The organism is Neobacillus sp. MER 74 (genome assembly GCF_023714155.1).
The window spans coordinates 56,957-70,585 of record NZ_JAMAUV010000020.1; the positions used below are offsets into that span (position 1 = coordinate 56,957).

11 protein-coding genes, 8 tRNA genes and 1 rRNA gene are annotated in these 13,629 nt (G+C 38.9%); 2 read left to right on the forward strand and 18 right to left on the reverse strand.

The genetic code is table 11. The annotated features are described in order from the left end of the window. Positions 1–55: 55 nt before the first annotated feature. Positions 56–1,282 carry an IS110 family RNA-guided transposase gene (locus tag M3610_RS22420; protein WP_251462765.1) on the forward strand — a complete coding sequence of 409 codons (1,227 nt, stop codon included), beginning with the start codon at positions 56–58 and terminating at the stop codon, positions 1,280–1,282. A 180-nt stretch (positions 1,283–1,462) separates the two neighbouring features. Here the strand turns inward: M3610_RS22420 and M3610_RS22425 are convergent, their stop codons facing one another. From M3610_RS22425 to sigW, 8 genes are all read right to left on the reverse strand, one after another. After that, the gene (locus tag M3610_RS22425; protein ID WP_251462767.1) at positions 1,463–1,996 is read right to left on the reverse strand and encodes a GNAT family N-acetyltransferase; all 534 of its coding nucleotides are present in this window, start codon (positions 1,994–1,996) and stop codon (positions 1,463–1,465) included. A gap of 68 nt (positions 1,997–2,064) precedes the next feature. Then, positions 2,065–2,340 carry a DUF3986 family protein gene (locus M3610_RS22430; protein WP_251462769.1) on the reverse strand — a complete coding sequence of 92 codons (276 nt, stop codon included), beginning with the start codon at positions 2,338–2,340 and terminating at the stop codon, positions 2,065–2,067. A gap of 392 nt (positions 2,341–2,732) precedes the next feature. Next, positions 2,733–4,535 carry a glutamine--fructose-6-phosphate transaminase (isomerizing) gene (gene glmS, locus M3610_RS22435; protein ID WP_251462771.1) on the reverse strand — a complete coding sequence of 601 codons (1,803 nt, stop codon included), beginning with the start codon at positions 4,533–4,535 and terminating at the stop codon, positions 2,733–2,735. Between the two features lie 465 nt (positions 4,536–5,000). Further along, positions 5,001–6,353, reverse strand: a complete 1,353-nt coding sequence (gene glmM, locus M3610_RS22440) for a phosphoglucosamine mutase (protein ID WP_251462772.1) — start codon at positions 6,351–6,353, stop codon at positions 5,001–5,003. A 38-nt stretch (positions 6,354–6,391) separates the two neighbouring features. After that, positions 6,392–7,621, reverse strand: coding sequence for a CdaR family protein (locus tag M3610_RS22445; RefSeq protein ID WP_251462774.1), 1,230 nt, complete (start codon positions 7,619–7,621; stop codon positions 6,392–6,394). Beyond that, entirely contained in the window at positions 7,614–8,441 is an 828-nt protein-coding gene (gene cdaA, locus M3610_RS22450) for a diadenylate cyclase CdaA (RefSeq protein ID WP_098576656.1), read from the reverse strand. Before cdaA ends, M3610_RS22445 begins: the two co-directional genes overlap by 8 nt. 129 nt (positions 8,442–8,570) lie before the next feature. Beyond that, on the reverse strand, positions 8,571–9,197 hold the full coding sequence (locus M3610_RS22455) for an anti-sigma factor family protein (RefSeq protein ID WP_251462776.1): 627 nt from the start codon (positions 9,195–9,197) through the stop codon (positions 8,571–8,573). 18 nt (positions 9,198–9,215) lie between these two features. Continuing rightward, positions 9,216–9,779, reverse strand: coding sequence for an RNA polymerase sigma factor SigW (gene sigW, locus M3610_RS22460; protein WP_251462778.1), 564 nt, complete (start codon positions 9,777–9,779; stop codon positions 9,216–9,218). A 573-nt stretch (positions 9,780–10,352) separates the two neighbouring features. Between sigW and M3610_RS22465 the strand changes: the two genes are divergently transcribed. Continuing rightward, the gene (locus M3610_RS22465) at positions 10,353–11,528 is read left to right on the forward strand and encodes an IS256 family transposase (RefSeq protein ID WP_251462780.1); all 1,176 of its coding nucleotides are present in this window, start codon (positions 10,353–10,355) and stop codon (positions 11,526–11,528) included. A gap of 143 nt (positions 11,529–11,671) precedes the next feature. Here M3610_RS22465 and rocF read toward each other — a convergent pair whose 3' ends face one another. From rocF to rrf, 10 genes are all read right to left on the reverse strand, one after another. Continuing rightward, a complete protein-coding gene (gene rocF, locus M3610_RS22470) occupies positions 11,672–12,568 on the reverse strand; it encodes an arginase (protein WP_251462782.1) in 897 nt (298 codons plus the stop codon). Between the two features lie 142 nt (positions 12,569–12,710). Continuing rightward, positions 12,711–12,783, reverse strand: a tRNA-Lys gene (locus M3610_RS22475). Positions 12,784–12,785: 2 nt separating this feature from the next. Beyond that, positions 12,786–12,860 (reverse strand) — tRNA-Gln (locus M3610_RS22480). Positions 12,861–12,908: 48 nt separating this feature from the next. After that, a tRNA-Tyr gene (locus M3610_RS22485) sits at positions 12,909–12,993 on the reverse strand. A gap of 18 nt (positions 12,994–13,011) precedes the next feature. Beyond that, positions 13,012–13,087 (reverse strand) — tRNA-Thr (locus tag M3610_RS22490). 22 nt (positions 13,088–13,109) lie between these two features. Beyond that, positions 13,110–13,185 (reverse strand) — tRNA-Val (locus tag M3610_RS22495). Between the two features lie 39 nt (positions 13,186–13,224). Further along, a tRNA-Glu gene (locus M3610_RS22500) sits at positions 13,225–13,299 on the reverse strand. Between the two features lie 21 nt (positions 13,300–13,320). Continuing rightward, positions 13,321–13,393, reverse strand: a tRNA-Thr gene (locus M3610_RS22505). A 26-nt stretch (positions 13,394–13,419) separates the two neighbouring features. Further along, positions 13,420–13,494: transfer RNA gene (locus M3610_RS22510), tRNA-Asn, on the reverse strand. A gap of 14 nt (positions 13,495–13,508) precedes the next feature. Further along, positions 13,509–13,625: ribosomal RNA gene (rrf, locus tag M3610_RS22515) — 5S ribosomal RNA — on the reverse strand. Positions 13,626–13,629: the final 4 nt, after the last annotated feature.

Consider the following 13,629-nt stretch of genomic DNA (forward strand, 5'->3'; position numbering starts at 1 on the left):
TTATATGGTTGTTGCACCAGCCTTAATTTATTTCAGCCTTGGAAGGGTTTTAACAATGGATGTTGTATTCAATCACTGTTGCGGACTTGATGTTCACAAAAAGAGTATTACCGCTTGCGCGATTACTCCAAAAGGAAAAGAAATCGAAACATTTGGTACTATGACAAATGACCTTTTCCAATTGGTAGATTGGATTAAAAATAAGCGATGTACTCATGTTGCCATGGAAAGTACAGGTGTTTATTGGAAACCAATTTACAATCTACTAGAACTAGAAGAAATACAACCGATGGTTGTAAATGCTGCTCATATTAAGGCTGTTCCCGGACGTAAAACTGATGTAAAAGATGCGGAATGGATTGCGAAATTGCTACGCCATGGTCTTCTTCAACACAGTTATATCCCTAATCGGGAACAAAGAGAACTACGTGAGTTAGTTCGATACCGTCGTAGTCTAATCGAAGAAAGGGCTAGGGAGATTAGTAGAATCCAAAAGGTTCTAGAAGGTGCTAATATTAAACTTTCTTCAGTTGCGACTGACATTATGGGTGTCTCAGGTCGAGCAATGATTGAAGCGATTATTAACGGTATAAATGATCCACAAACATTATCAAGCTTAGCTAAGAGGGGCTTGAAGAAAAAAAAGGGTGATTTAGAACGTGCTTTAGTAGGATCCGTTGGACCCCATCAAAAGATGATGTTAAAAACTCAACTTTCACACATTGACTTTATGGATCAACAGATTGAACTGTTAAGTGAAGAAGTCCAGCAACGCATGCAGCCTTATGAAGAAGATATTGAATTGCTTGATTCTATCCCTGGAATTGGCAGAAGTCACGCCGAACAACTTTTGGCTGAAATCGGAATTGGCATAGATATTTCAAACCAGTTTCCTTCGGCTCCTCATTTATGTTCATGGGCTGGAATGGTTCCGGGTAACAATGAAAGTGCTGGAAAAAAAAAGTCCGGAAAAACCAGAAAAGGTAATAAAAAACTACGAGCAGCACTTGTTGAAGCAGCACATTCGGCAGCAAGAACAAAAAACACCTATCTTGCTTCCCAATACCAACGTTTAGCAGCACGAGTTGGTAAAAAACGCGCAGCAGTCGCGGTTGGACATACCATATTAACAATTGCATATCACATGTTAAACAGAAGAGTACCCTATATTGAGTTGGGTGCAGATTACTTCGACCGACGAAAGAAAGAAATCGTAATTAAGCAATCTATCAAACGATTAGAGACTCTTGGTTGTAAAGTAACTGTTGAAGCAATAGCGTAATTATGGTCAAAAAACTATATCTAAAATTCGAGACCCAGATCTTAAAAAAAAAATGGATCTTATAGGATTTAGTTTCGTATTGCCAAAATGCCCTTTCCCAATTACTATTTTTCAGGATAGTTGAAGAGGAAAGGGCAAGCTCTTATATCAACCTATATTTATTAAAATAATAAAATGATTTTACAATAATTTTCTCATTCTCCATACCAGATACTCTTCATCCTCTTCGCATACCATCACCATTCCAGATTTAGTATATAAACGAATGGCTCTTTGATTATCAGGAGAAACCCGTAAATGATATTCAGATACATTTGATTTTCTGAAAAAATTTTCTGCGTAGCAAATTAATTCCTTTCCAAGTCCTTTACTGCGATATTCTGGTATAAGATAGAATAAATTTACATAGCCAATTTCATTTCCACTGAATTCCTGAATTTGAAGTTCCATTTGCCCAATTGGTTTATTGTCTTCTTCAATGATTACCTGTCCATTAGGGAATTTATTGACTCGTTCTCTAATCCGATTAATATAAGCTATTTCATCCCCAAAACCTTCTTCAGTCCCAAAACTTACAACATAAGAATCTTTTCTGAATTTAATAATCATATCCTTATCTTTTTCAATATCAATAGTCCGAAAGTTCAAATCATCAACCCCTATTTTATTATAAAATAATATTTCTCCTCTTTTATATAGATTTCCTTCTTTCACTAACCTGCTTCTTTAGTTGAAGAACAAAAACAGGATTGCCGCAGAGATTATCTTCATTAACCAACTATTTAAATAATTTTATTAATGGATAACCATTGCCTAAACTTCTGTACTCCAATATCATAATCAACTTCTTTATTGGAGATTGAAAAAATTCTTGTTCCAAATGGTTCTAATGTTGTTTCGTTCTCTGAGGTAATATTTTCAAGCCCATACCCTTTAAAATCAAAGAAAATGTCCCAAATGTCCTCATATTTTCTTTTAAAAGCAATCGACTCATAATCACAATTATCCTCGTAATAACCTAAATGCAGATGATATTTATCATCATACAAAATATCCATTAAGCACCTCTATTTTTATTATTTATATTAACCAATTCGGTAGAGGAATCAATAAACCTTCTTCAAGTAAACTGCACCGTTAGTTTAAGTACATTCTTTCACAATCTATACTCTTATTTTAACATTAATATTCTTTATCAATTAAAAATCATTATACAACCAATTCTTAATTCATATATTTTTCAAGACTTCCTGCTTGACAAAAAAAGACCCAATCCTGAAATTGGATTGAGTCTTACTAGTTCGATCTTACATAATTGTTGATTGACAATTCTTCAGTCGGTTCCTGACTTTTTTGTCCAGTTCCCAACTTTTTTGTACGGTTCCCGACTTTTTTGTTCAGTTCCCGACTTTTTTGTCTTTCAACACAACAGTTTCTTAGGACAGACTTATTACTCCACCGTTACCGATTTCGCAAGGTTACGCGGTTTATCCACGTCACAATCACGGTGCAGAGCGGCGTAGTAAGCAATTAACTGCATTGGTATAACAGAGATAAGTGGTGTTAATAATTCATGGACTTCTGGGATGACGAAGCTATCTTCGTCCATATTTAAGCCCTTCATTGAAATGATACAAGTGCTTGCTCCACGTGCAGCAACCTCTTTCACATTTCCACGGATGCTTAAGTTTACACTTTCTTGGGTGGCAAGAGCGATTACTGGTGTGCCCTCTTCGATTAAGGCAATCGTTCCGTGCTTTAATTCTCCACCTGCAAAGCCCTCAGCTTGGATATACGAAATTTCCTTCAGCTTCAAGGCACCTTCTAAACCTACATAATAGTCAACACCGCGGCCGATGAAGAAAGCATTCCTTGTTACTGATAAGAATTCTCTTGAAATGTGCTCAATCAACTCTTTAGAGTCACATAGCACTTCCATTGCATTTGCGATAATTCCTAGTTCATGGACTAAATCCATCTCAACGTCGATGTTTTGGCTCTTAGCTGTTACCTCAGCCAAAATGGCAAGTACAGCAAGTTGTGCAGTGTATGCTTTCGAAGAAGCAACGGCAATTTCAGGACCTGCATGAAGCAAAAGTGTATAATCCGCTTCACGAGAAAGTGTTGAGCCTGGGACATTTGTAATTGTTAAAGTTGGGTAACCTAATTCTTTTACTTTAACAAGCACTGCACGGCTGTCGGCCGTTTCTCCACTTTGTGAAATGAAAATAAACAAAGGCTTTTCTGTAAGAAGCGGCATATTGTAAACAAATTCACTAGCAATATGCACTTCGACAGGAACTTTGGCAATGTTTTCAATGAACTGCTTACCGACAAGCCCTGCATGGTAAGAGGTTCCTGCTGCTACAATATAAATCCGGTCTGATTTATTCACGGCCGCAATGATCTCATCATCAATGGTTAATTCACCCTGAGTATTTTGGTACGTTTGTATAATCTTACGCATCACAAGCGGCTGCTCATCAATCTCTTTTAACATATAGTGAGGGTACGTACCCTTTTCGATGTCACTTGCATCCAGTTCCGCTGTATATGGCTTTCGACTGATAATTTCACCATTAAGATTTTGAATGGTCACTTCATCCTTCGAAACAAGGACAACTTCTTTATCCATTAATTCCAGGTATTGATTCGTAACTTGAATCATTGCCATTGCGTCGCTGGCAATCACATTAAAGTCATTTCCTAATCCGACAAGAAGGGGACTTTTGTTTTTTGCCACATAAATGGTTTCGTTGTCTTGTGCATCTAATAACGCAAGCGCATATGAACCGTGTAACAGCTCTAGGGTTTTACGGAATGACTCTAAAACCTCTGATCCTTGGCTGACAAATAATTCAATCAGCTGAACAATAACTTCTGTATCTGTTTCGCTCGTGAACGAGACATCAGCTAAATATTCACGCTTTAAAAGGTCATAGTTCTCAATTACCCCGTTATGAACTAAGGTAAACCGACCTGAAGCACTTTGATGTGGATGAGAATTTACCTTACTAGGAACACCATGTGTTGCCCAACGGGTATGACCAATTCCCACATTTGCCGCAATATTTTCATCAACGATTTGACGTAAATCAGCTATACGGCCTTTTTCCTTAAAAACATGAACTCCATTTTTGTTCATAACTGCTATGCCTGCTGAATCATAACCTCTATACTCAAGCTTTTCTAAGCCTTTTAATAAAATTTCTTTTGTATCATTATTTCCGATATATCCTACGATTCCACACATTTTCTAGTTCCTCCCTGATATAGGGGGCAAGAATGCTTTGGAGGCTAATGCTTGCCCCCTTATCTCTGTTTTTAAGGTATCTGTCTATACCCTTTTTGCATTACTGTTAGTATGCGCATTTTCTTCTCTTTGTGCACAAAGTTGCCTCTGTGTTTTAAAGAAGAAATTTTCGGTTGTGCGTCTTCAACCGGGAGGTATCCGCCGAACATTCGATACTCCTCCTCCTCGTCAACTAACCCACCACATTAGGTTAGTCCAGGCGCTTTTTTTTTATGGTAACTCTTATGTTCTCACTCCCCGCCTTTCGTTGAAATTATGCAGTATTTTGCTTTAAGAAACAAAGCAAATTAATACTACTATGATTACGTGTCCCCGTCAACCAAAAACAGGAATTCGTCATCATTCATACATAATAAAATATGCATAAAGGAAGGAGACCGTTCCCTTATGCATATTATATGGGTTCTATTCTTCTTTTAATTCCATTTCTTCCTTGACTACTGCTACAATTCGGTTTACATAGGATTCACATAATTCCTCTGTTGGTGCTTCTGCCATAACACGGACAAGTGGTTCTGTTCCAGATGGCCGCACGAGAATTCTACCGTCTCCGGCCATTTCAGCTTCAACCTGCTCAATAACCCCTTTTACTTGTGCATTATCGGTTACATGGTGTTTGTCGGTTACTCTCACATTGACAAGTTTCTGAGGGAATTTCTTCATTTCACCAGCCAGTTCAGATAACTTCTTCCCCGTAACCTTCATAATGTTAACTAACTGCAATCCTGATAATAAGCCATCCCCAGTGGTGTTATAGTCTAGGAAGATAATATGGCCGGATTGTTCTCCGCCAAGATTAAATCCATTTTTCTTCATTTCTTCGACAACATAACGGTCACCCACAGCTGTCGGTACACTATGGATTCCATGAGCTTCTAGTGCTTTATAGAAGCCGAGATTGCTCATAACAGTTGAAACAATGGTTCCATGTTTTAGTCGACCTTGTTCTTTTAGATATTTACCACAAATATACATGATTTGGTCGCCATCCACGATTGATCCATTTTCATCAATGGCAATTAAACGGTCACCATCACCGTCAAAAGAAAGACCCACATCTGCACCTTTTTCTTTCACTAAAGCGGCTAATGCTTCAGGGTGTGTGGAACCGACACCCGCATTGATATTTAACCCATTCGGAGAAGCTCCCATGGTGGAGAGATCTGCATCCAAATCAGCAAATAAATGTGCGGCTAACGAAGATGTCGCCCCATGCGCACAATCTAAAGCAATATGGATCCCAGAAAAATCTTCATCGACACTATTTTTCAAGTATTGCAGGTATTTTTGACCGCCTTCGAAATAATCCATGACTTGCCCAAGTTCTGAACCGACTGGTCGAGGCAGCTGATCCTCTGGCATATCAATAAGTTCTTCAATTTCTAACTCCTGCTCATCAGAGAGTTTAAAGCCATCCGGACCAAAAAATTTAATTCCATTATCGGCGACTGGATTATGGGAAGCAGAAATCATAACACCTGCTTGTGCACCTAAGGCTTTTGTTAAATATGAAACACCTGGAGTAGAAATAACCCCCAAACGCATAACTTCCGCTCCAATAGATAGTAACCCCGCTACCAGTGCTCCTTCTAACATATGCCCAGATATACGAGTATCACGTCCGATGAGGACTTTAGGACGATCCTTGTCCTTTGTTAAAACATATCCGCCAAATCGTCCTAATTTAAAAGCAAGTTCCGGTGTTAATTCACTATTTGCTACTCCACGTACCCCATCGGTACCGAAATATTTTCCCATTTTAAAAATCTCTCCTTCAACATGTGTATTGCTGGATTTTATGCATTAATTTTATGGATCGTAATTTTCGCTGATGATTTAGCTGGTTTCCATTCTACTGCAGAAGGACCGTCAACATGAATGTCTACTTCATGATCCCCTTCTTCAAGGTTAGACACATCGATAAAGACATTAAAGTCTTCAGCCTTAACGCGAGTAACTTTTGAAGCGGGGCCGTTAACTAGTATATCAATCAACTGATTTTCAGGATCATTAATGGTAGCCTCATATTCATCGGATAATCCTTTAATGGTTACAGGTACATCCGAAAGGGTTTTTTCTTCTTCCTTTTTGACTACAACCGTTGCTTTTACCAATTGCGGTGTCACCTTGGTAATCCCATTTGAAATGATGACAGGCAATGTCAATGTGGTATTATCGGTAATTTTGCTAAGATCTACTTCCACGCGGACTCTTTCAGTATTATTTAGAACACTTTCACTCCCGTAGACGGTTGCTTCTTTTTTATCGATTTCAATCGACTCAATTGTCACTCCCTCTGGGGCGGTTCCATTTCTAACAATATTGATTGGCACAGTCTTTGTGTTGCTTTTCACTGGAATTGTAATTTTAACCGTATTAGGTTCCACTTGAACATTTAACTTATTTAGATCTTTATCAAGTACCTGGATGTCAGCTTCATCAGTAATCGTATCTTTTAGTTTATTTCTTGTTTCTAGAGTTGCCTTAACATAGCTAATCCGGTCAACGATATTTTTTGCGCCTGTAATCTTTACCTTATTAGGTTCAACCACAGGGATACCTGCTGAATACCCCTCATCAATTTGATTCTTATTAAATTCTGCCTCTACCTTAAATTCCTTGGTAATCTTCTCTTGGACAGAAACAGTCACACTACTTGGTTTCACCGTTGCCGTCAATTTATCTGATAGATTTCTAACCTTTACTTTCACCTTCTGTTTTCCAACTTTGGCCTTTGTTAAATCTACATACACTTCAAAGTTTTTTAAGGCCTTTGCCGTCTGGATGTGCGTCAGTGGACCCTTTAAGGTGATTTCAACATTGCTTGGAATCCCAGACACGACTAAATTTTCAGTATCATAATAAACATTAACAGGAATATTAGTGATCGTGGCCGTGGATTGTTCTCCTGGAACATTGACGTCTGTTATCTTTTTCCCTGTATGTGGGACAGAGGAATAGAGAAGAACAGCTAATAGCAAAGCTAGGATTTTTATAAACCAGGGATTATCCATCCATTTATCCATTATTTTTCCCCCTCCAGTTCCAACGAGCTGAAGAAGCTTGTTTCGGTTTGATGTTAATTAACAATTCACTCGTAAGTAATTCCTTTAATTCATCAAGATTGATTGAACGGTGAAGTTCCCCATTCTTTGTAAGCGAAATATTACCGGTCTCTTCCGATACAACGACAGTTAAACTATCTGTGACTTCGCTGATACCCAATGCTGCACGGTGCCTCGTTCCAAGCTCCTTCGAAATAAATGGACTTTCGGATAAAGGAAGATAGCAGGCGGCTGCAGCGACATTATTTTTCTGAATAATAACCGCACCATCATGAAGCGGCGTATTCGGGATAAAGATATTAATGAGCAATTCTGAGGAAATATTTGAATGTAACTGGATACCAGTTTCTATGTAATCGCCCATTCCTGTTTCTCTTTCAATAGAGATTAACGCTCCAATACGGCGCTTTGCCATATAATCGGTTGCCTTGACAATCGCTTCAACTGCCTTTTCCGGACCTTCATCATCCAAAGTACTGCTTCTCGAGAAGAACTTCCCCCTGCCTAATTGCTCAAGGGCTCTCCTGAGTTCAGGTTGAAAAATGATAATAATCGCAAGAAACCCGTATGTTATCGCCTGTTCCATCATCCAGCTCAACGTTTGGAAGCCTAGAAACTCGCTGACAACTCTGCCTAAAAGAATAACGAGAATGCCCTTTAGTAATTGAACGGCCTTCGTTCCTCTAATCACATTGATCAACTTGTAAATGACATACCATACGAGGACAATATCAACAATACTAGCTAAATACTTCCATATTTCGAAATCAGCAAACGGCATTGTTCTTCCTCCGTAATTTTCTTTATCACATATAAAATACAACCTATTTATTATATCATAAATACCACTTGTACCTATTATATGTATCTTCGTAAAAAAACAAATCACTCAGACAGAGTGATTTGTTTTTTATTTAGTTTCTGGTTGGTTCTCAAAAATTTGAACAACATCATGTGTAGTCTTTTTAATATGGTACCAAATCCAATCAAACACTTCATTAACTTCATCAATTTGCCCCGTTACATGTCCTGCCGAAGCCAAATACTTTTCACCATTTATGACGGTTACATCCCCTTGGACTTCGCCTTCAATTTTTAATTTACCATTCCGGACGATGACATCGCCTTTGACTGTTTCACCTTTAGGAACGATGACCGTATTATTTTGAACCACTAAATTTTTTTGCTTTGTAACCGAAAATTCGCGATCTTCATTCCATGTCGAAAAGAGACTGCCCATCATTAATACGAGAAATAATGAGGCAGCTGCAAGCATGGGATGGTTTTTTATCCAGCGCTGCATTCCAATCTTTCTCTTCTCTTTTGGTAAACGTGCCAATACATTAGCGGTAAAATTATCAGGCGCTTGCATATATGAGACGCTTCTTACAAAAGCAATCGTCTTTTTTAATTCATTAAATACTGCTTCACAATCCTTACAACTTTGGAGGTGTTCTCTTAGGGTTTGTTCATGTTCGGGTGTAATTTCCTCATCTAAGTATTCATGCATTAGCTCGATGATTTGCTCTGGACACATTGACAGTTTCACCTCTCATCATACATATCTTAATTGTTGTCTAAGTGCTTCTCGTCCCCGGTGAATTCTTGTTTTAACCGTCCCCAGGGGTAATTCAAGAATTTCACTAATTTCATTCAAGGAGAGCTCTTCCATATATTTCAAAACAATGGCTGACCGATATTTGTCAGGCAGTTTTAAGATCTCGTTTTGGACGGTTTCTTGCAGTTCTAAACTTTCTAACTCCGTCTCAGGCAGCGGTGTGTTGGAAGAGATCTGTGAGTACATGGTTAAGCCGTCTGTCCCTGCAACTTCAGCATCTAAATAATGATCGGGTTTCTTTTTACGCATTCGGTCAATACACAGATTGGTAGCAATCCGAAACAGCCAGGTTGAAAATTTCAAATCTTGATTAAAGGATTTGATATTAACAAAGGCACGGATAAAAGCTTCCTGTGCAATATCCTCTGCTTCATGGCGATTACCAAGCATGCGAAAACAAAGTTGATAAATACTGTTTTTATATAATTCAACAATTTCACCAAAGGCATCCTGGTCTCCCTTGATTACTTGCTTTATTCTCTTTTTTACTATTGCATCCATTAAGTTACCTCAGCTCCGTTGCTGCTAACCGATAATACGTATCGATAACAGAAAAGTTTCGTTTAAAAACGAAAAAAATTTACAACACCTTTAATATTAACAAAAATATCCTAAAAGGTTTAATAATAAGCTAAAAATAAAAAAACAGCCGCACAGATGATGTGCAGCTGTCCGATTTCGGGTGCTTTTTTATTAGATGACGGGGTGCACTTTTCGGTTCGGTTTGGGGGATTAGGTAAAGCAGGCGAGCTGAGAATTAGACGGAAAAATTCCGCCTAATTTGAAATGAGTATAAAAAAATGAGTAAATAGCCGGAGAAATTCCGTCTATTTACTCAAAAAATGCTAAAATGGGGGATTTTGCTTTGCTTAAACGGAAAAACTCCGCTTATTTACCACAAAATGAACTCCATTCTGCTTTTAACCGGAAAAGCTCCGCTTATTTTACTTTTGCCGTTAACTACTCGACTAAGCTGGGTTGAGTCCGTATAATTGTGTAAAAAGAAAACGAGTCAAATTAATTCCTATTGTCAACAATGTTATCAGCGACGAAAACAATGTGGAGGAATTAATTATGACTCAAGTACAGTTTAACCTAAATATTGATGATTTAAAAGATTCTGTTATGAACTCTAATATAGATGCTGTCATTAAAGCGTCTATCGTCTTGGTATTGAATTCTTTTATGGAAAAAGAACGTGATGAGTTCTTGCAAGCCGGATCCTATGAACGTTCTAATTTACGACGTGACTACCGCAACGGATACTATGATCGTGATTTATTAATTAGCATTGGAAAAATTACTCTTCGAGTACCACGTACTCGTAGTGGAGACTTTTCCACTACTGTGTTTGAACAATATGCTCGTTGTGACCAAGCTCTCGTATTAGCCATGCTTGAAATGGTGGTAAATGGGGTCTCCACAAGAAAAGTTTCCAAAATCGTTGAACAACTCTGTGGGCAAAAGGTGTCTAAATCATTTGTATCCACGATTACAGAAAAGCTAGATCCTGTAGTGAATAAATGGGCAAGTCGACCTCTGAATACGATGTACTACCCTTATATCTTCGCAGATGCCATGTATATCAAAGTAAGAGAACATAATCGTGTCGTTTCTAAAGCTGTTTATATCGCAACGGCCGTTGACCAAAACAATAGACGTGAAATCCTAGGTTTGAGAGTAGACCACGGGGAGAGCACTGAATCCTGGCAACGATTTTTCCAGTACCTAAAGTCAAGAGGACTACAATCACCTAAGTTAGTTATTTCAGACGCACACAAAGGGTTAAAGTCTGCCATTGGTACAGAGTTTGTTGGATCCTCCTGGCAAAGATGCACGGTGCATTTCAAAAAGAATATCATTACGCATATGCCAAAAAAAGGCATGGACGAAGAGAAAATGGGTTTAAAAAGAATATTTGAGGTAGCCACAGTTGAAGAGGCAAGAAGATATAAAAATGAGTTCATTGAGCAATTTGGAGCTAATCCAAAACTAGAAAAAGCTATAGAGATATTAGAAGAAGGCTTCGAAGATGCCATTCAACATCTAAATGAGAAACCAAAATACCATAAGCATATTCGAAGTACAAACTCGTTAGAAAGAATTAATGAGGAAGTCCGGAGAAGAGAGAAGGTAATTAGAATATTCCCTAATACACAATCCGCATTCCGATTAATTGGGGCAGTTTTAATGGACTATGCCGAGGAAGTAGGAAGAAGAATAATTCGGGACCAAGAAGAGAAGAAATAGCAACCGCGAAGCGCGAATTTTTGGTGTACTGGAAGGGGGGTACCCCCCTTCCAGTACACCAAAAAATAAATAAGCTGCTTAGAATTGTTTTTCATAGGAATGAATTTACACATAATAATGGGCTTGACTCTAAGCTGTTTTTTTTATAATAATTTTTCCCCGAATAATGAGCCCATTAGCTCAACAGCAACTTTAGCTGTTTTATTTTTTTCATCTAAAATAGGGTTTACTTCAACAAATTCTGCAGAGGTAATAATTTTTGCCTCTTCTAACATCTCCATGGCAAGATGACTTTCACGGTAACTGATTCCACCAATAACTGGTGTACCAACGCCTGGAGCATCATTAGGATCTAAACCATCTAGATCAAGTGATAAATGAACACCATCTGTTTTATCCTTAAGGTAGGCAATTGTTTCCTCCATTACTGCGGCCATCCCCATTCGGTCTATTTCATGCATTGTATAAACCTTGATACCTATTTCTTTAATTAATTCTTTTTCTCCATCATCCAGCGCCCTTGCACCAATAATGACTACATTCTCTGGTTTTACTTTTGGACCATATCCGCCTATATCGGTTAACTTGCTGTGACCTAACCCGATACTGACGGCTAGAGGCATTCCGTGGATATTACCTGTGGGACTTGTTTCAGCCGTATTTAAATCACCATGGGCATCATACCAAATTACTCCAAGGTTTTTATAATGTTTAGATACACCTGCTAAAGTACCAATTGCGATACTATGATCACCGCCAAGAACGAGTGGAAATGCACCAGACTCCACAGCAGCATCTACTTTTTCAGCAAGTAAAGCACTTTTTTCCGCAACTAAATCTAAATTTCGTAAATTGGATTCTTTATCAACTACTACTTCAGGTCTTCCAATTGGAATATCCCCTAAATCATGTATTTCATCAAATAGCGGCTTTAGGCGTTCAACTACCCCCGCATAACGGATCGCACTTGGCCCCATGTCCACCCCACGTCTCATTTGTCCTAAATCCATCGGCATTCCAATAATCGAAAGCTTGTTCATAATAATTCCTCCTACCCCAATATGATTCTATTTTAACCGCTTTCATACCGATGACTCAACTCGACAAAATAATGTATGAATATACGTAAGAAAAGCAAAAAAAACTTTGGAAGTTTATCCAAAGTTTTTTGCTTTTCCTATATGAGCCATGAAGGACTCGAACCTTCGACCCTCTGATTAAAAGTCAGATGCTCTACCAACTGAGCTAATGGCTCTCTGGCTGGGCTAGCTGGATTTGAACCAACGCATGTCGCAGTCAAAGTGCGATGCCTTACCGCTTGGCTATAGCCCAATAATGATGTGATAATATCTAGTATGACCAACTTTTTTAAAAATATAATGGTGGAGGGGGACGGATTCGAACCGCCGAACCCGGAGGGAGCGGATTTACAGTCCGCCGCGTTTAGCCACTTCGCTACCCCTCCATATTAAATTTTAAAAAATGGTGCCGGCGAGAGGACTTGAACCCCCAACCTACTGATTACAAGTCAGTTGCTCTACCAATTGAGCTACCCCGGCATAGGTTTACATAATAAAATTATGGTGGAGGATGACGGGATCGAACCGCCGACCCTCTGCTTGTAAGGCAGATGCTCTCCCAGCTGAGCTAATCCTCCAAATAAATGAAAGTTATTTTCACTAACGTGAAAAAGTTATGGTGACCCCTACGGGACTCGAACCCGTGTTACCTCCGTGAAAGGGAGGTGTCTTAACCGCTTGACCAAGGGGCCATACTATTATTAAAATAGGTAAGCTTCCAAGCGGGCTCGAACCGCTGACCTCTTCCTTACCATGGAAGTGCTCTACCTACTGAGCTATGGAAGCACAGCTAAACTTAGTTTACATAAAAATGGCTCCGCAGGTAGGACTCGAACCTACGACCGATCGGTTAACAGCCGATAGCTCTACCACTGAGCTACTGCGGAACAATAATATTACAGCCTGGCAACGTCCTACTCTCACAGGGACGCGTGTCCCAACTACCATCGGCGCTGAGAAGCTTAACTTCCGTGTTCGGTATGGGAACGGGTGTGACCTTCTCGCCATAATTGCCAGACCAT